This is a genomic window from Candidimonas sp. SYP-B2681, assembly GCF_003971065.1.
Taxonomy (GTDB): domain Bacteria; phylum Pseudomonadota; class Gammaproteobacteria; order Burkholderiales; family Burkholderiaceae_B; genus Pollutimonas.
In genome coordinates this window covers 1-17,154 of record NZ_RYDV01000010.1, presented here as the reverse complement: position 1 = coordinate 17,154, position 17,154 = coordinate 1, and the positions used below count along the sequence as shown (strand labels likewise).

Below are 17,154 nucleotides of genomic sequence, written 5' to 3'. Positions count from 1 at the left end.
GGAACGGCTTTATTTGGCGAACAATGAATCGATATTCTTGAACGACTTGAATTCGAGGGCATTACCCGACGGATCAAGGAAGAACATCGTAGCCTGTTCGCCCACTTCGCCCTTGAACCGTACATAAGGTTCGATAATGAATTTGGTACCGGCGTCTTGCAGTTTTTTCGCCAATGCTTCCCAGGCGCCCATTTCAAGCACCGCTCCGAAGTGGCGTACGGGTACGCTGTGGTCGTCGACGTTGTTGGTCTGGGTGCTGCCGCACTCGTCGGGCGACAAATGGGTAACGATTTGGTGTCCGTAGAAATTGAAGTCCACCCACTCGTTCGACGAGCGGCCTTCAGGACAGCCTAACAGTTCGCCGTAAAAAGCCCGGGCTTCAGCCAGGTCACGAACTGGGAAGGCCAGGTGAAACGGGGGAATGGTGCTTTGCAAAGACATTTGGTGCTCCGTGTTGGTAGGCAGGCGTCGTGCAGGGAGGTCCCGAACAAGCCGGAATTCGTTCCCCCGCCGTAGCGGGAGTTCACGTGAGCGACCATTCTAATAGTAAATTGCCAAGGGGAGAAATATTCCAGTTCTCTATCGAACGTGCACGTTAGCGACCTCGCCTGCCCTGCCGTAATGTCTGGGCGTGGCCTTTGCGTTCACGTTTGACCTGGAAAGGAAATTATTCGGCGATGCTGATGCGGGCGGGCGGAAATATCAACGAAAACAGGCTGCCGGCGCCGAAGCGGCTATGGATGGACAGCTCTGCATTGTGGCGCATGGCGACGTGCTTCGTAATGGCAAGGCCCAGGCCGGTTCCGCCGGTGGCGCGCGAACGTCCGCGGTCTACCCGGTAGAACCGTTCGGTCAGGCGTGGAATGTCTTGCGAAGCGATACCTATGCCCGTGTCCTGCACCGAATAGCAAGCGTGGCCGCTTTCGGTCAAATACCAGCTAACGGTAATGGTGCCGTCTTTGGGGGTATAGCGGATGGCATTGGTCAGCAGGTTGGACACTGCCGAAGCCAGTTCGGATTCTATCCCTTTGACGCATAGGTCTTCGGCGATATTTTCGACGAAAACATGCTGATTGTTGGACAGGATGCGTCCTTGTTCCAAGGCCTTGTGGATGATGTTGCTGATGCGGACGGTATCGCCGTTAGCGGTAGGAGACGATTCCAGTGTCGACAGCGTAAGCAAATCAGCCACGATCGCCTGCATCCGGTGCGCCTGTTCCAGCATTAAGTCCTGATAGCGTTCTTTCTGTTCACGGCTTAACGATTCGTCGGGCATGTCGCGCAAGGTCTCCAGGAATCCCGACAGCACGGTAAGCGGCGTGCGTAATTCATGCGACACATTGGCCACAAAGTCTTTGCGGGTGGTTTCCAACTTTTCAACCTGCGTAACGTCGCGGGTAACGATCAGGAATTGACCCACGCCATAGGGCGTCAATTGCACCAATAACGATTTTTCCTGGCCTTCGGACTGCAAATGCAGCATTACTGGACCGGGCCAGCCGTTTTGTTTTGCATAGTGGGCGAATTCGGGCGCACGCAGTATGTTGAAAATACTGTGATTGCGGTCGGTTTCCAGATTCAGGCCGATATGTTCGCTAGCCGTTTGATTGCACCACGTTAACTGCATGGCTTCGTTCAATGTAATGGCGCCGTCTGGCAGGGCTTCTGCGGCGAGCATGATGCCATCAACATGGCGGTTAAGCGTTTCGATTTCCTGCTTATCCTTACGCAAGTGGCGATAGACAGGGGCCAGCACTTCGTCCCATGGGCCAACGGACGGAGGGGGCGGCGCATCGATATTCTTCACCCACCGCTTGATAAGCGTCAATTGAAAGGCACTGACGAATATCATCAAGAGCAGGCCAAACGAGAACACGGCCCATCCGGCATGGGTACCGAACCATGACGTCGACAACCGTCCCAAAAATGCCCACAAAACTATTGTAATCAGCGTTTTAATCATTTTTGCATCGATTCATGGGGCAATGTCTGGGAGACGACTAAGCATACTTGGGAGGTTGAGCGGTAAATCGGTACCCCGCTCCTCGCACGGTCTCGACGTGATTTTCGTGGCTGCTTGGCTCAAGAGCCTTGCGTAAGCGACGAATATGTACGTCTACCGTGCGCTCTTCGACAAAAACATGATCGCCCCACACCTGATCAAGCAGTTGGGCGCGCGAAAACACGCGTTCGGTATGCGTCATGAAAAAGTGTAGCAGGCGAAACTCGGTAGGGCCGAGGGTCAATGCCGTATCGCCGCCCGATACGCGGTGAGTGGTGGGATCGAGCCGCAACGTGCCGATCTGAATAATGTCGTCGGTGAGTTGCGGCGCGCGCCGTCGCAATACGGCTTTGATGCGGGCAATCAGTTCTTTGGGCGAGAATGGTTTGGTAATGTAATCGTCGGCACCCGCCTCAAGGCCGTCGATCTTGTCTTGCTCGGCGCCTTTCGCCGTGAGCATGATGACGGGCACTTGGCGTGTGCGCTCGTCGGACCGCAATTTTTTGGCTAGCGTTATGCCGGAAGCGCCGGGCAGCATCCAGTCCAATAAAATAAGGTCAGGTAATTCTGCGCGTATTAGCGTTTGGGCTTGTTCGGCGTCAAACGCCCGCAACACCTTGTGGCCAGCGAATGATAAGTTCACCGAGATAAGTTCCTGGATAGCGGGCTCATCTTCGACAACGAGTATGGTAGTGCTCATAAGACCTGATATAAATTAAGGTAAATCGTGATCGGGACAGCGTATGTTACCGATCATATGGCTTAAATATTTCAGGTTTGTGAAAACTCGCAAGAGTTTCAAGTTTCATCAAAACGACGAAGGAGTTTCAAGTTTGATCAAAACTCGCAAGAGTTTCAAGTTTCATTAGAACTACGAAGAAGTTGAGTTTCATCAAAACTGCGAAGGAGTTCAAGTTTCATCAAAACGACGAAGGAGTTTCAAGTTTTATCAAATCGCCTGTAATGTTGTACGATTATCTAATGACGCAAAAAACTACCTCCTCCACTACAGAAACCGGCTCTTATACCAAGGCCTCGCCTTCGGCTGAGGCAAGCACTCATTTCGGGTTCAAGACGGTAGGTGAAGACGAAAAGGCAGGCAAGGTAGCCGAGGTCTTTCATTCGGTGGCCAGCCGTTACGACGTCATGAATGACCTGATGTCGGTAGGGCTCCATCGTGTCTGGAAGGCCTTTACTATAGGGCGCGCCGATGTGCGCCCAGGCATGAAGGTGCTTGACATCGCTGGTGGCACAGGCGATTTGGCCAAGGCGTTTGCCAAGCGCGCCGGTCCTTCCGGTGAAGTGTGGCTAACCGATATCAACGATTCCATGCTCAGGGTCGGGCGCGATCGCCTGACTGACAGCGGTTTACTTCTTCCCACGGCGGTATGCGATGCCGAAAAGCTACCGTTTCCCAGTGGCTATTTCGATCGGGTAAGCGTGGCCTTCGGATTGCGCAATATGACGCACAAAGAGCGCGCACTTGCCGAGATGCGGCGCGTGCTGAAACCGGGCGGCAAGTTACTGGTGCTGGAGTTTTCCCGTGTAGCCAAACCGCTTGCGCCCGCGTACGATTGGTATTCCTTCAATATATTGCCCTGGTTGGGGAAAAAAGTAGCGGGTGACGAAGAAAGCTATCGCTATCTGGCCGAATCCATACGTATGCACCCCGATCAAGCCACGCTGGCCGCAATGCTGGAAGCCGCAGGTCTTTCGCGCGTGCGGTATTTCAATCTTAGTGCCGGTATGGTTGCCTTGCACGAAGGCGTTAATCTAGGCTGACGGCAGGGCGATGTTGTAGCAACGAGGTTAGGCCTATTGCTTGCTTGCTCTAAATATTTAATCAAGCCTCGAACTTTTTTTCTATCACGCCGTCTTACTTTATGCTAATGTTCAGCTTCCAGTAAGATTTCTTACGACTGAATTCGTCAAGCGAAATAACAATTTCGGCGGTGCCCCTAGCGCGCCGCAACACAGGAGCACTAAATGTCCCAACGTTTTTCTCGGCTTATCGCCATCGCCATGCTGGTGGTTTCAGCAGGTGCGATGCTTTCGGTGTCGTTCGACGCCGAAGCGCGCCGCGCGGGCGGCGGCAAGAGCTTTGGCCGCCAATCTTCCAATGTCACCCAACAGCGCCAAGCGGTTACTCCCCCGGCAGCTGCTAACAATACCGCTCGTTCGGCTGCGCCTGCTGCGGCCGGTGCTGCGGCGGCGGGTACGGCTGCGAAAAGCGGCATGTCGCGCTGGCTCGGCCCTATTGCGGGTATAGCCGCCGGTTTGGGTATCGCCGCATTGCTTTCAAGCATGGGCTTGTCGGGTGCTTTCCTTGAAGCAATGTCCAGCATGTTGCTTATCGGTTTGCTGATCTTCGCGGTCATATTCATCGTTCGCAAGTTCCGCGGCGGTTCTGCCCGTCCGGCCATGCAACAGGCTGGTGGCAATGCCCCAATGCAACGTCATAATGCCTCGCAGTCGCACGGGGCTCAGTCGCAAAACACGTGGCGCGAAGCAAGTCAGCCAGTGTCCGCCGCTACCAATGCCGCAACCGCTGCTACGCTGGCATCTGTGCCCGCCGCTCCGGTAGACGACAAATGGTTTATTCCGGGCGACTTCGACACGTCTTCGTTCCTGGCAAACGCCAAGTCGCAGTTCATTGAAATCCAGGCTGTATGGGATAGCGGTGACCTGGACAAGTTGCGCGAATACATGACTGACGACCTTATCGCCGAAGTCAAGCCTGAAATTCTGGCGCGCGGCGAAGGCACACAGACTGACGTCGTCCTGCTGAACGCAGAATTGCTTGGTATCGAAGCTGTCTCGGGCGGTCACTTGGCCAGCGTCCGCTATTCCGGAATGTTGCGGGAAGCCAAAGATGCTGAAGCCTTCCGTTTCGAAGAAGTCTGGAATCTGTACAAAGGCGACGGTGCCGGCTGGTTGTTAGCTGGCATACAACAAATCCCCGTTGAGTACGCCAGCTAAGCTTGTGGCTGCTGCTACCTAACGCAAAGGGCACCTCATGGGTGCCCTTTGTAATTCATTCATGCACGCGCGACTTACCCTTGATGAATCGGCTATCGCGGTATTTCCGCGTAAAACCGTTAAACTTGAACTCTTGCCCTAAGCGCTTACATGAATCCGGCCTTGCCGCACAATCTTGAACATGCTCCCTTTGCCTACATTTCTGACTCCGACTGCGACGTATGCACGCTTGCTCAACAAGCTGTTGCAGCGCGAGGCCTGGGCGCGTGAACGATTAAGCCGCCATTCCGGCAAAACCGCGCGCTTCAATGTGGGCGGCTTTAAAGCCAGCCTTACTGTACAGGCGGGAGGCCTTACGCAGGCGTCCGATCCCGCCATTGTGCCCGACGTCATTCTTACCATTCCCGCCGGGAAACTTGCCGAGTTGCCAGCCGTACTTCGTGCGCGAGACCCCGCACTGATCGCCAGTTTGATGCATATCGAAGGCGACGCCGCACTGGCGCAGCTGGTCTCCGACCTGGCCCGGGATCTACGCTGGGACGTCGAAGACGACCTATCGGGCTTGTTGGGCGACGTGGCGGCGCGTCGTCTCATGCAGACAGGCAGGGCGCTCTCAGGTGGCGTGCAAGCGGCGGCCATGCGTCTGACCGGAAACGTAAGCGAATTCATATCCGAAGAAAGCGGCATGGTGGCAAGCCGCCCGGCTTTCGACGACTTTGCCGCAAGGGTACAGAAGCTGCGCGAAAGTCTGGACAGCCTCGACGTGCGCGTAAGCCAGCTTACGACGGTCGGCGCCCGTAGCCCGGCCCGGAAAGGCTGACCATGTTTACCTTCTTTCGCCTGTTTCATATTATTGTTATTGCGCTGCGCTTTCGTCTTGACGAACTTGTGCTGTCGGGGATCAAGCACCCGGTCGCGTACGGCTTGCTGCGAGTGGTGCGGCTGGGCCGGCCGCCGAAGATGGCGCGCGGAGTCAGGCTGCGTGTAGCGCTTGAATCGCTTGGTCCTATTTTCGTCAAATTCGGGCAGGTGCTTTCGACCCGGCGCGACTTGATTCCGCTTGATATCGCGATAGAGCTTGCTTTGTTGCAAGACCAAGTGCCGCCATTCCCTTCGGATCAATCTGCCGCCCTGATCGAAGCCGCTTTAGGGGCATCGCCTCATACCCTCTTCAAGCAGTTCGATGCGGATCCTGTTGCATCGGCCTCGATCGCACAAGTGCACTTCGCCGTCTTGCACGACGGGCGCGAGGTGGCCGTCAAAGTGCTGCGTCCGGGAATGCGCGAGATCATTGAAAAAGATCTGACTCTGCTGCGTGCCCTGGCCGGTCTGGTAGAGCGTCTGGCCGCTGACGCCCGGCGGCTCAAGCCGCGCCAGGTCGTCGCCGAATTCGACATTTATCTGCACGACGAGCTGGACCTGATTCGCGAAGCTTCCAACTGCAGCCAGTTGCGGCGCAACTTCGGGCCGGAAACCGGGCGGGGCGATTTGTTGATGGTGCCCGAAGTGGTGTGGGAATATTGCGCGACTACGGTCTTCACCATGGAGCGCATGCGTGGCATACCCGTGAGCCGCATCGAGGAACTGAAGGCCGCCAATATTGACATCAAGAGTCTGGCGCGCACCGGTGTCGAAATATTTTTTACACAGGTATTTACTGACGGCTTCTTCCACGCGGATATGCACCCGGGTAATATTTACGTATCTGATGACCCCGAAACGCTGGGGCGTTATATTGCGCTCGATTTCGGCATCGTCGGGTCGTTATCTGAATTCGATAAAAACTATCTGGCTCAGAATTTCCTGGCATTTTTCCAACGTGATTACCGCCGGGTCGCGCAGTTGCATATTGAATCTGGCTGGGTTCCTGCCCATACGCGTGAGGAGGACCTTGAAGGCGCTGTACGCGCCGTTTGTGAGCCGTATTTTGACAGGCCGTTGTCCGAAATTTCCCTGGGGCAGGTGTTGCTCCGGTTATTTCAGACGTCCCGTCGATTCAATGTTGAAATCCAGCCGCAACTGGTATTACTGCAGAAAACCCTGCTGAATGTGGAAGGAATGGGACGCGAGCTCGATCCCGGACTGGATTTATGGAAAACCGCCAAGCCGTATCTTGAGAAATGGATGCATGAACGCGTAGGCCTCGTCGGCCTGAAGAAGCGTCTGGATAAAGAAGCGAGTCAGTGGGCTCAGATTTTGCCCCAAATTCCGCGGCTGGTTTATTCAAACCTTAACAGGCCTGACACGGGGCCTGGGTTAAACTTGGAGCTTGAACGCTTGCGTCGTGCCTATCAACAGACCAACCGGCTGCTGATGGTGCTATCTGCCATTCTGGCAGTGGCTGTAGGTGTAGCTCTATGGGCGCTCACGCGTCACACTTAAGAGAGATTTTTATGCTTTATCCTGAATTGTTCAAATCGATGGAAGCGGTGCGCTGGAACATGGGCACCGATATTCCCTGGGATGAATACGACGCCAGCAAGCTGACTGACGACCAGGCCTATACGATTAAAATGAACGCCATTACCGAATGGGCGGCATTGCCGGCAACAGAAATGTTCCTGCGCGATAACCGCGACGACAGCGACTTTTGCGCGTTTATGTCGGTATGGTTTTTCGAAGAACAAAAGCATTCGCTGGCCCTGATTGAATACTTGCGTCGTTTTCGCCCTGAACTGGTCCCGACCGAAGAAGAGCTGCACAAAGTGCGCTTTGAATTCGATCCCGCCCCGGCAATGGAAACGTTGATGCTGCATTTCTGCGGTGAAGTGCGCCTGAACCACTGGTATCGTCGGGCAGCCGATTGGCATACCGAGCCGGTCATCAAGGCCATTTATAAAATTATTGCGCAAGACGAAGCGCGCCATGCAGGCGCCTATTTGCGCTATATGAAGCGCGCGCTGATGAATCAACGTCAGGATCTGGGCAAGAGCGCGCGCCTGGCGTTCGCAAAAATCGGCGTCTTGATGGCCTCTGCGCATCGCACTCCGCAAGCATTGCACCCCACCAATCTGCACGTGAACAAGGATATGTACCCGGAAGACACGGTGCAGTCCAAGTTGCCTTCGCCGGGTTGGCTCGAGAACTGGCTGGATAACCAGATTCAGTTCGATAAGGAATGGGAAGGCAAGGTCAGTTCGCGCATTTTGCATAATATGTCGCTGTTGATGGAAACGAGTTTCGCGACAGTGCAGGACTTGAATCGCTATCGTAAGACGTTGATCAAGGACATTGCTCCGGCCTGATATGGCAGCGCGTTTCGAGTCTAAAATTTTCTCGCGCGAGGACTGCGTCGCCGCAGCGCAGGCCGACGCCTTCCCTCGCCCGTTGATTTTCACAAACGGCGTCTTCGATATTTTGCATCGGGGTCACGCAACGTACCTTGATGCGGCGGCGCAGTTGGGCGCGACGCTGGTGGTCGCAGTCAATACGGATGCGTCGGTGCGACGCCTGGGTAAGGGGGATGATCGCCCTTTGAATACGTCGGCGGATCGGGCTGCTTTGCTTGCCGCGCTGGGGTGTGTGTCGGTGGTGACGGAGTTCGACGAGGATACGCCGCAGGCGTTGATCGAGCAGTTACGGCCGGACGTGATTGTGAAGGGCGGCGATTACGATATGGAGTTGTTGCCAGAGACGGCGAGTGTCAAGAGCTGGGGAGGGACGGCAGTGGCGATTCCTTTTGAGTTCGAGCGTTCGACGACGCGGTTATTGAAGAAGATTCGCGGCTGAATTGCCGTGTGGTTTTCGGCTGTGTAGGTGGTTGGATTTTTTTTAGCTTTCTATCTTTCTGCGCATACAGCACGGTTTTATTTCGTTTTCTTGGCCATTTGATCGTTTGGCCGTTTTTCGGTGTTCCTATCTTTCCTTCATCGATCCCGCATTTCTCTCGCTATCTCGCATTTCTCTCGCTATCTCGCATTTCTCTGGATATCTCGGTTCTTGCGATGGTGCAGAGGGTTTGCGGGGGCTGGGCTCAAGATCGCTGCGGCCCGCGCTTCGCCGGGCTTCCCGACCGGTCCGTTGTCATCGGGGCGGGCGAAGAACTCGCGGGGTCAACCGTCCACAGGACTGTTGACCCCACTCAGACAGCTTCGCCCTTTTTTCCCGATGACAGCGGACCGGTCGGCTTGCTCAACCTTTCGCCCAGCCCCCGCAAACCCTCTGCACCTCGGGGCAGTGACAATTAGGCGAGTCGGTTAATCTGCGCTAGAACGGGTCTAGGCCGTGGCCTGATTCGTAAGCCGAGGTGTTTGCGCTTGGCGCCGGGGTAGGCGAAGTAAGCGTGCGCCGGACCTGAACTGCTTGCCCGGGAAGTCCCAACGGGACCGCAAACGCATTGAGCGGGCCCCGGCGCCAAGTGCAAACACCGGTAAAGAACCCAGTAAGCATAAACTGGAAACACCGGTTAAGAGCCCAATAAGCACGGACAAAAGCCGTACAGACCGGTCAAGAACCCAATAACGTCCACTTAAGCGACTGCTACGACGACGGCGAAAGACTTATCGCTTCTGTGTCAGTAGTTGGTTGATCGCGACGATGTCCTTGTCGCTCAGGATGCCGCTGCTGGCCTTGAGTCTAAGACTGTTCATGAGGGTATCGTAGCGGGCCCGTAAAAGACTGCGCTGGGTCTCGAACAGCTGTTGCTGGGCGTTAAGGACGTCGATGTTGATGCGCACACCCACTTCATAGCCGGTTTTGTTCGCTTGGAGCGAAGCCAGGCTGGATTTTTCGGCGGCTTGCAGGGCTTCGATTTGAGCGAGGCCTGAGGTTACGCCCGAGAAATATTGTTGAGTGGACTGCACCGCGGCGCGCTTGGCGTCTTCGAGTTGGTAGCGGGCTTGCTGCAGCCGCGAGGTTTGTTCCCGTACGATGGACGAGATTTCGCCGCCGGTAAATATTGGGATGGAGACCTGTAGGCCTATGATGCTTTCCAGTGCGCGTGGGCCGCTGCTGCCCCCGCCAGTATTATTGCTGACCAGGCCTCGATCAGAGGCGCTGCCGGTTAGCGCCCGCAGGTGCAGGGTCGGGTAGTGCTCGCTCTTGGCGATGTCGATCTGCTTTTCGACAATTTTGGCAGTCAGGTCTGCTTGCGCTACGGACAGGTTGGCGTGCGAGGACTGCGCCGTCCAGTCTGTCAGCCGGTTGGGCGATGGGCCGGGCAGCACGGTGCCGGGGGCCAGCTCGGCCAGTGATGACGGACGTTCGTTGATAATTTTTGCCAGCAGGTCTTGGCTTACCTGCAGGACGTTCTGCGCTTGCAGTTCGCTGGCGTTCAGCAAGTCCAGACGGGCCTGGGCCTCGTAGGTGTCAGCAATGGTAGTGCTACCCAATTCGAAACCTTTTTGCGCCGCCCGCAATTGGGTCTGCACGGCTTCTTTTTGTGCCTGAAGGGCACGTAGGGTGTCCTGGGCTGCCAAGACGTCGAAATAGGCTTGCGACACCCGCAATACCAGGTCTTGGTAGGCTGCGGCCTGCACGACATCGGCCGATTTCGCAATATAACCGGAGCGTTTAAGTTCCCGCCATGCACTGACGTCGACGATAGGCTGGGTCAACGCCAGAGTCCATAGAGCCCGGCGTTCGCTTGAGCTATTGTTCAGGCCGCCAAGGCGTCGGATATCATCGACTTCGGCGATGGCATCAGCAGTAACAAAGGGCAATAACTTCGCCCGTGCCTGAGGGATTCGTTCCTGCTCAGCGTTTCGTCCCGCCCGGCTTGCCGCGAAAATGGGGTCGCGCTGCAGCGCCATCTGCCACGTTTGAAGGAGGTCCTGGGCGCAGGCTTGTGCAACACCGCCCACCATGATCAGGGCTACAGAAAGCCTCGCAGACCAGGGGGCGCGAGCCATTTAGAACTTGAACTGGGAAATGGTCGCACCGCGCAATGGTTTTATTACGGTGTCGAAAAGCGTTTTGGTATCGAAGCTGGCGGCGCTGGTGCGGGTGATGCGGCAGGCCGTCATGACCGGGTTTTGGCCGACGACAACGACCAGGCGCCCACCGACCCGCAATTGGTATTTGAGGGCGTCGGGCACAACAGGCACGGAACCCGTTACCAGAATGGCATCGTATTCGGTGGTGCCCCAGCCTGAGTGCGCATCGCCGACTTCCACCTTCACGTTGTCGACATGGTTGCGTTGCAGGTTCTGTACGGCAAATGCCGCCAGCCGGCTGTCGACCTCGACGCTGGTGACTTGCTGGGCAAGTTTGGCGAGCAGTGCGGCCTGGTAGCCTGAGCCTGTGCCGATCTCGAGTATGCAGTCGGTGTGCTTGAGCTGCATTTCCTGCGCGAGGCGCGCTTCGACCTTAGGCGAAAGCATGGTTTCGCGCGTATCGACCGAATTGATGATGAGCGGCAATTCGACATCGGAAAATGCCAGGCTTTGCATGGCCGGCGGTACATAACGTTCACGCTGGACGTCAAAAAGAGCCTGGAGGACTGTCTGGTCAAGCACTTCCCAGGGGCGAATTTGCTGCTCGACCATATTGAATCGGGCTTGTTCGATTTCTGAAAGCGCGGTGACGTTCATAGCTTCTACAAAAGTAAGGTTGGGTGGTACATGTTGCCCCAGGTAAATAATTGGGGCAAAGCATATCTACTATAGCTTATTTGCCGGCCAGAGTGGCGGCCGATATGACTGTGCGCGGCTTGCACGACGCTTAGGAACGCGACGGCCACCACGCATGAAAGTGCTGCACTGGCCCGTGGCCCTTGCCAACGCTAAGCTCTCCGGAATGGGTGATCGCCGCGACCAGGTAAGCCTTGGCTCGAGTGGCGGCCTCCGGGACATCGTTGACCTGAGGCAGCAGCGCGGCAAGCGCTGCCGACAGGGTACAACCGGTGCCATGCGTATTGGGCGTGTCGATGCGTCGTCCGGGCAGCTCGATCATGCGGTCGCCGTCATGCAGGATATCAATTGTGTCATTGCCGGGCAAATGACCGCCCTTCAAAAACACCCAGCGTTCGCCCTGATCGGCCAGGAGGCGCCGCAGCTTCTCGGCGACCCGCCGCATTTCCCTGATGGAATCGACGGCGCTGGACCCCAGCAGCACGCCGGCTTCCGGCAGGTTCGGCGTCAGCATCGTTGCAAGGGGCAAAAGGTTTTCACGTAGCTCTTCTATCGCGGAGGCTTCGAGCAGGTGATCGCCGCTTTTTGCAACCATGACGGGATCCAGCACCAGATGGGCCGGTTTCCAGTAGGCCAAGCGCTCGGCGACCGCTCGGGTTACCAGCTTTTGACCAAGCATGCCGATTTTTACAGCGTCGATACGGACATCGGCGAACAAGGTGTCAATCTGAGCGGCTACGAATTCGGGCGGTATGGGAGAGATAGCCGTGACTGCCTGGGTGTTTTGTGCCGTCAGCGCAGCGACCACTGCAGTCCCATAAGCGCCGAGAGCACTCATGGTCTTGATGTCGGCCAGTATGCCGGCACCGCCCGACGGATCAACGCCGGCGATCGTAAGGGTATTGGGGATCATTTCAGGTGTCACGCCTTGGATTGGATCAAGCCTTCGGTAGGCGAACTAGGGTCGGCGCTGTAAAACTTGCGCGGGACGCGGCCCGCCAGGAAGGCTTCACGCCCGGCTTGCACAGCTTTATTCATCGCACTGGCCATGAGGATGGGATTACGGGCGCCGGCAATTGCCGTGTTCATCAATATGGCGTCGCAACCAAGCTCCATGGCGACGGCGGCGTCGGACGCGGTGCCCACTCCGGCATCGACCAGGACCGGAACATGAGACTGGTCAATAATCAGACGCAAGTTCCAGGGGTTCAGAATGCCCATGCCGGAACCGATAAGCGAGGCCAACGGCATGATCGCAACGCAGCCCATGTCTTCGAGCATGCGGCATTGTATGGGGTCGTCGGTGCAATAGACCATTACCTTGAAGCCTTCGCTGACCAGCGTCTTGGCGGCTTCCAGCGTGGCGGGCATGTTGGGGAAAAGGTTATCTTTATCGCCCAGCACTTCTAGTTTCACCAGATCGTGGCCGTCGAGAAGCTCGCGCGCCAGGCGCAGCGTGCGTACCGCGTCTTCGGCATTGAAACAGCCAGCGGTGTTAGGCAAAATGGTGAACTTGGAAGGTGGCAGAAAATCGAGCAGGTTCGGTTCACCCGCATTCTGCCCAATGTTGGTGCGGCGTATGGCCACAGTAACGATTTCTGCGCCGCTGGCGTCAATCGCCAGCCGGGTCTCTTCGAAATTCTTGTATTTGCCTGTGCCAACGAGTAGGCGAGAGGAATAACTGCGGCCTGCTAGGGTGAAAGTGTCTGCTTGATTCATGGTTTATGCGGCTATAGGTAAGCGTCAACGAGAAAGGCGCGGCGTTGGCTACGTTTTGCATGTCCGGTGCGGAAGTCGACGTGGACACGAACGATGTAAAAGCATAATCCATTTGAGGGCCTTATGTTGGACCCTTTACGGACGAATAGTAGCGCCTAACGTGCAAGGTCCAGGTATTGGCATAGTTTTTCCGTGGCGTCGATCAGGCGCGGGCCGGGTCGGAAGAGCTCATCAGGGTTTATGCCGTAGACATGTCCGTCCAGTGCAGCGGGCAGCTTCAACTCCGTCCACCTTTTTTGCGAGTCCGCTAAACGTGCCGTGTTAGAGGCAGCCGCTAAGACGACATCGGGCTGCGTGAGCAACACGCTTTCGATGGTGACCTGCGGTGCGGCGATCGCGGCGTTCGCGTACACATTGACGCCTGCGCAAATCCGCAAGGCATCGTTGAGCAATGGATCATTTCCGATTGTGTACAAAGGCGCTGTGCCCACTTCGATGAAGACGGAAACGGGCTTGCGGTGAGCGTATCGGCTGTTAATTGCTTCAAGGCGATCTGCGAAGTGCTGGGCAGCAGGGCCAGCGATGGCCTGGGTACTGAATAGTGCTCCGAAACGAACGATTTCTGTCTTGACCTCATCCAGCGTGCGCGGTGCGGAATAAAGCAATGGTATATCCAGTTGGGATAGGATCGGAGCCAGGGTTACGGCCGCGCCCGAAGGCTGCCACGCGATAACCAGGTCAGGGCGTACGGCAAGCGCTTTCTCCACGCTGATATTCAAGCCATCGCCAATTCGCGGTATGGCCAGCGCAGCGCGGGGGTAGTCGCTGCTGGTCACGGTGGCGACGATCTTCTCGCCAGCGCCGGCCGCGAAAACGAGCTCGGTGATGTGGGGCGCCAATGTGATGACGCGTGCGGCAGGCGGCATTGACTCTGCCACCTGTGCCGCATCTGGAAGTAGGCTGACTTCAGCGGTCTGTGCTCGCGTATGGAACACACAGGTGGCCAGCAACCCTAGAATTACCAGGCTGCGAGCGGCTATTCCGACAGGGTTCCAGCGCGAACACATTCCTGACATGTTGGCCCTACATCCGGAAGGAAAGGTTCACGAACACATTGGAACCTGGCATGTTGTAACCATAGACGTTGGTGTAGTCCTTATTCAGAAGATTATTCCAACGGACCTGGACGCCAACGTTTTTGCTGAAATCGTAAGCAGCAGTCAGATTAAGCAGGCTGTAGCCTCCCATTACCCTGGTGTTGGCGACGTCGTCGTAGCGCTTGCCGATAAATTGATACTCGGCACCTACCGTCAGCGCGTCGATGCGATGATCGACACCCAAAAGATAGACTTGCTTGGCCCGGCGAACGAGAACGGATCCTTCGCCTTCACGCGGTTGATCGTTGCGAGGGTCCATAAAATCGGCGCTGGCTCGTACGGTCGTTTTGCCGAAATCTTTCTGTGCAGTGAGCGTCACGCCGCGGATCGTGGCGCGGTCCGTATTGTTGGCCGTGCAATCAAAGTTGAAATCGCAAACATAACCGTTGATCAGATCGCGGATTTTGTTTTGATAGACGACCAGGCCTAAGCGCGTCGTGTCGTCTTCATATCGTAGCCGCGCTTCGATGTTGCGCGATTTCTCCGGTTTCAGATTGGGATTGCCCTGAAAGCTGCCGCTGGGCCAGCCATCGTAGTAATACTGCTCGAACGGGTAATACAAGTCTGCAAAGGTCGGGGCGCGGAAGCCTGTATTTCCGGCCACGCCTACGGTCCATTGATCATTCAAGTCGAAGTCGTATCCCAGACCTCCGGTCACTTGATTGCCGTAATTGGAAATATTGTCATTGCGTATGCTGGCTTGGACATGATGGGCATCGAAATCGCCCCGGTAGATCAGCCCAGCGGAATTGGTATCGCGGCGATTCGTCGTGTAGCTCGAAAATGAAGCGGGCCGTTCTTCCAATCGTTCCAGAATGACCGAGACATTCTGATTGTCTGAGAATTTCAGATTGTTTTGCCATGAATACGAGCGCTGCAAGGAGCCGAACGAGAATGAACCGCCGTAACTCCTGCTTTCGTTGCTTTCTTTGGATAGTCCAAATCTGAGCACGCTCTGCCAGTAGTCGGTAATGTCATCGGTGCTGGTCAGCGTATAGGCTTGCTGGCGGGTGATGGCGTGCGCGACACGAGGATCGGATCCACTATCGAAGTCCCCGTCTATATAACCGTTAAAGGCCGTCAGGCCGATATGGTGCCCTGGCTTCCAGCGGTATCCCAGAGACCCCGACAGTGCATGCTGACTGTAGCCGTCGGCGTCTCGGTTAAAGCTTCCCGACACGGGGCTGCTGGCGTTGAAACCATTGCTTTCAGCCATGCTGGTGGACAGCGCATAGTCCCACCCATCCTGAGCGCCAGATAGGCCCACGCTGGATTTGAATGTGCTGTAGGTGCCGATGCCGATGTTTGCCCAAGCGGCTGGCGCCCGGTCTTCACCCGATTTCTTGGTGATGATGTTGATGACGCCGCCAATGGCGTCGGATCCGTACAGGCTGCTGGCCGCGCCGCGAACAATTTCGATACGTTCGATGACGGCAGGATCGATGGCACCCCAGCTCGTGGCCCCGGAAGTGATACTGTTGATACGTATCCCATCGACCAGGACTAGCGTCTGGGCCGGGCTCGTGCCGCGAAGGAACACACCTGTGGTTGTCTGGGGTCCACCGTTGTTATAGAACTGTACACCCGGCTGGCGGGCAAGGGTCTCGGCGATGCTGTCCTGGCCAGCCTTCTGCAGCTCCTTCTTATCGATGACGGTTACGTCGCCGATTACGTCTTTTTGCAGTTGAGCCATTCGGCTGGCCGTAACGACGATTTGATCGAGCTCGGGAACGGCACTGGGAGCCTGCGCCGATGCGGCCGCGGAAACGAAACAGGAGAGTACGGCAAGTGCTTGCCGGTTAAATGTGAAAGGCATGATGAACCCGAAAAACGCGCGTCCCCGCACGTTGTAAGCAAGAAAAACATTCCTGGCCGGGATGGCGAGTCGGTGATGTCGCAATCGTGAAACTTCGTGGCCAGGAAATGGACTGGGGATGATCAAGGCCGGTGTCGGGCTGGCATGATGGTCATGCTTACCGTTGCGGGGGCAGCACAGTTTGGCGTGTGGCTTTTGCCTGAGGGCAATGGCGCGTCTGTTTCCCGTTTAACTTTCGCCGTGTGGCCAGCATGAAGCTTTGGCCGCTTTATTTACTACGAAAGCACCTTTGTCGGAGCGAAATATATCATAGCCGTTCAAAATTCTCGTGCCGTTCTGTGTAAGGCGCATATGAGGGAGTATTGGGCTGGCGCCGAGTAGGCGGTCTGGCTGAGCTGCGGCTTGTGCTTAGCGATATCTGGCTGCCGGATCGTTCAGTGACTACGTACATGTCTGGTTTTGTCTCAAACCGGCGCAGGGGACCCGGGCAGGCCTGTCTCAAGATCGCTGCGGTCCCTATCGGGACTACCCGTGCCTGGACCCGGATCACGGCGGGCGAGAACTCGTGGGGCCAACAGTCCACTGGACTGTTGGCAAGCGTCCCACTTCAAACAGGCTCGCCCTTGATTCCGTGATCCGGCCCCAGGCACGGCGCGCTCAACCTTTCGCCCGGCCTGCCCGGGTCCCCTGCGCCTCGGCATTTGCGTCGACCGTACCTCCGAGGACTTTGGCTGGAGAGTGAATAGGGTACTTGCTCCTTGTCTCGGGGGGGTGGGGTGTCGTCATATTGCGGGGGAGTGTCAGAATTTTTGTGTTTGGGCGGTTTTGATAAATCATTGATCCGCCTGTTTTCCGTACAACTGAGAGTCTAGCTGGCCATAGCCTTGCGTGAATCGATCCTCGTATAGGATA

General features: G+C 56.3%; 15 protein-coding genes and 1 riboswitch. Of the genes, 6 read left to right on the top strand and 9 right to left on the bottom strand.

All coding sequences use genetic code 11. The features are described from left to right. Positions 1-9: 9 nt before the first annotated feature. From EKL30_RS17735 to phoB, 3 genes are all read right to left on the bottom strand, one after another. Positions 10-441, bottom strand: a complete 432-nt coding sequence (locus EKL30_RS17735) for a VOC family protein (RefSeq protein ID WP_126708588.1) — start codon at positions 439-441, stop codon at positions 10-12. A gap of 226 nt (positions 442-667) precedes the next feature. After that, positions 668-1,963, bottom strand: a complete 1,296-nt coding sequence (gene phoR / locus EKL30_RS17730; protein ID WP_126708587.1) for a phosphate regulon sensor histidine kinase PhoR — start codon at positions 1,961-1,963, stop codon at positions 668-670. A gap of 37 nt (positions 1,964-2,000) precedes the next feature. Beyond that, positions 2,001-2,702 (bottom strand): phosphate regulon transcriptional regulator PhoB, encoded by a 702-nt coding sequence (gene phoB / locus EKL30_RS17725; protein WP_126708586.1) that lies wholly within the window; start codon positions 2,700-2,702, stop codon positions 2,001-2,003. Between the two features lie 281 nt (positions 2,703-2,983). Here phoB and ubiE point away from each other — a divergent pair, with 281 nt between their 5' ends. The 6 genes from ubiE (at position 2,984) to EKL30_RS17695 (ending at position 8,710) form a co-directional block, all read left to right on the top strand. After that, positions 2,984-3,784, top strand: coding sequence for a bifunctional demethylmenaquinone methyltransferase/2-methoxy-6-polyprenyl-1,4-benzoquinol methylase UbiE (gene ubiE, locus EKL30_RS17720; RefSeq protein WP_126708585.1), 801 nt, complete (start codon positions 2,984-2,986; stop codon positions 3,782-3,784). Positions 3,785-3,988: 204 nt separating this feature from the next. Continuing rightward, positions 3,989-4,981: a Tim44 domain-containing protein gene (locus tag EKL30_RS17715; protein WP_126708584.1), complete on the top strand. Its 993-nt coding sequence runs from the start codon at positions 3,989-3,991 to the stop codon at positions 4,979-4,981. 181 nt (positions 4,982-5,162) lie between these two features. Continuing rightward, positions 5,163-5,801, top strand: coding sequence for an SCP2 domain-containing protein (locus EKL30_RS17710; RefSeq protein ID WP_126708583.1), 639 nt, complete (start codon positions 5,163-5,165; stop codon positions 5,799-5,801). Between the two features lie 2 nt (positions 5,802-5,803). After that, positions 5,804-7,363 carry a ubiquinone biosynthesis regulatory protein kinase UbiB gene (ubiB, locus tag EKL30_RS17705; RefSeq protein ID WP_126708582.1) on the top strand — a complete coding sequence of 520 codons (1,560 nt, stop codon included), beginning with the start codon at positions 5,804-5,806 and terminating at the stop codon, positions 7,361-7,363. An 11-nt stretch (positions 7,364-7,374) separates the two neighbouring features. Further along, a complete protein-coding gene (locus tag EKL30_RS17700; protein WP_126708581.1) occupies positions 7,375-8,226 on the top strand; it encodes a ferritin-like domain-containing protein in 852 nt (283 codons plus the stop codon). A 1-nt stretch (position 8,227) separates the two neighbouring features. After that, the gene (locus EKL30_RS17695) at positions 8,228-8,710 is read left to right on the top strand and encodes an adenylyltransferase/cytidyltransferase family protein (RefSeq protein WP_126708580.1); all 483 of its coding nucleotides are present in this window, start codon (positions 8,228-8,230) and stop codon (positions 8,708-8,710) included. A gap of 770 nt (positions 8,711-9,480) precedes the next feature. Here EKL30_RS17695 and EKL30_RS17690 read toward each other — a convergent pair. The 6 genes from EKL30_RS17690 to EKL30_RS17665 all read right to left on the bottom strand — a co-directional run bounded on the left by EKL30_RS17690 (position 9,481) and on the right by EKL30_RS17665 (position 16,242). Next, a complete protein-coding gene (locus tag EKL30_RS17690; RefSeq protein WP_126708579.1) occupies positions 9,481-10,830 on the bottom strand; it encodes a TolC family outer membrane protein in 1,350 nt (449 codons plus the stop codon). Next, positions 10,831-11,511: a protein-L-isoaspartate O-methyltransferase gene (locus EKL30_RS17685; protein WP_126708578.1), complete on the bottom strand. Its 681-nt coding sequence runs from the start codon at positions 11,509-11,511 to the stop codon at positions 10,831-10,833. It lies immediately after the preceding gene. Between the two features lie 130 nt (positions 11,512-11,641). Next, positions 11,642-12,463, bottom strand: coding sequence for a bifunctional hydroxymethylpyrimidine kinase/phosphomethylpyrimidine kinase (thiD, locus tag EKL30_RS17680; RefSeq protein ID WP_126708577.1), 822 nt, complete (start codon positions 12,461-12,463; stop codon positions 11,642-11,644). A gap of 8 nt (positions 12,464-12,471) precedes the next feature. Then, complete coding sequence (locus tag EKL30_RS17675; protein ID WP_126708576.1) at positions 12,472-13,269, bottom strand: thiazole synthase; 798 nt, start codon at positions 13,267-13,269, stop codon at positions 12,472-12,474. A 155-nt stretch (positions 13,270-13,424) separates the two neighbouring features. Beyond that, positions 13,425-14,345 carry a cobalamin-binding protein gene (locus tag EKL30_RS17670; protein ID WP_126708575.1) on the bottom strand — a complete coding sequence of 307 codons (921 nt, stop codon included), beginning with the start codon at positions 14,343-14,345 and terminating at the stop codon, positions 13,425-13,427. A 7-nt stretch (positions 14,346-14,352) separates the two neighbouring features. Beyond that, complete coding sequence (locus EKL30_RS17665; protein ID WP_126708574.1) at positions 14,353-16,242, bottom strand: TonB-dependent receptor domain-containing protein; 1,890 nt, start codon at positions 16,240-16,242, stop codon at positions 14,353-14,355. A 108-nt stretch (positions 16,243-16,350) separates the two neighbouring features. Beyond that, positions 16,351-16,519: riboswitch (cobalamin riboswitch) on the bottom strand. Positions 16,520-17,154 lie beyond the last annotated feature (635 nt).

What these genes read in the sequence shown, in the direction of transcription:
- EKL30_RS17675 (WP_126708576.1), bottom strand. Translation starts at nt 13,269, where the DNA reads ATGAATCAAGCAGACACTTTCACCCTAGCAGGCCGCAGTTATTCCTCT.
- EKL30_RS17665 (WP_126708574.1), bottom strand. Translation starts at nt 16,242, where the DNA reads ATGCCTTTCACATTTAACCGGCAAGCACTTGCCGTACTCTCCTGTTTC.
- EKL30_RS17735 (WP_126708588.1), bottom strand. Translation starts at nt 441, where the DNA reads ATGTCTTTGCAAAGCACCATTCCCCCGTTTCACCTGGCCTTCCCAGTT.
- thiD (WP_126708577.1), bottom strand. Translation starts at nt 12,463, where the DNA reads ATGATCCCCAATACCCTTACGATCGCCGGCGTTGATCCGTCGGGCGGT.
- EKL30_RS17700 (WP_126708581.1), top strand. Translation starts at nt 7,375, where the DNA reads ATGCTTTATCCTGAATTGTTCAAATCGATGGAAGCGGTGCGCTGGAAC.
- EKL30_RS17690 (WP_126708579.1), bottom strand. Translation starts at nt 10,830, where the DNA reads ATGGCTCGCGCCCCCTGGTCTGCGAGGCTTTCTGTAGCCCTGATCATG.
- EKL30_RS17715 (WP_126708584.1), top strand. Translation starts at nt 3,989, where the DNA reads ATGTCCCAACGTTTTTCTCGGCTTATCGCCATCGCCATGCTGGTGGTT.
- phoB (WP_126708586.1), bottom strand. Translation starts at nt 2,702, where the DNA reads ATGAGCACTACCATACTCGTTGTCGAAGATGAGCCCGCTATCCAGGAA.
- EKL30_RS17710 (WP_126708583.1), top strand. Translation starts at nt 5,163, where the DNA reads ATGCTCCCTTTGCCTACATTTCTGACTCCGACTGCGACGTATGCACGC.
- EKL30_RS17695 (WP_126708580.1), top strand. Translation starts at nt 8,228, where the DNA reads ATGGCAGCGCGTTTCGAGTCTAAAATTTTCTCGCGCGAGGACTGCGTC.
- phoR (WP_126708587.1), bottom strand. Translation starts at nt 1,963, where the DNA reads ATGATTAAAACGCTGATTACAATAGTTTTGTGGGCATTTTTGGGACGG.
- ubiB (WP_126708582.1), top strand. Translation starts at nt 5,804, where the DNA reads ATGTTTACCTTCTTTCGCCTGTTTCATATTATTGTTATTGCGCTGCGC.
- EKL30_RS17670 (WP_126708575.1), bottom strand. Translation starts at nt 14,345, where the DNA reads ATGTCAGGAATGTGTTCGCGCTGGAACCCTGTCGGAATAGCCGCTCGC.
- EKL30_RS17685 (WP_126708578.1), bottom strand. Translation starts at nt 11,511, where the DNA reads ATGAACGTCACCGCGCTTTCAGAAATCGAACAAGCCCGATTCAATATG.
- ubiE (WP_126708585.1), top strand. Translation starts at nt 2,984, where the DNA reads ATGACGCAAAAAACTACCTCCTCCACTACAGAAACCGGCTCTTATACC.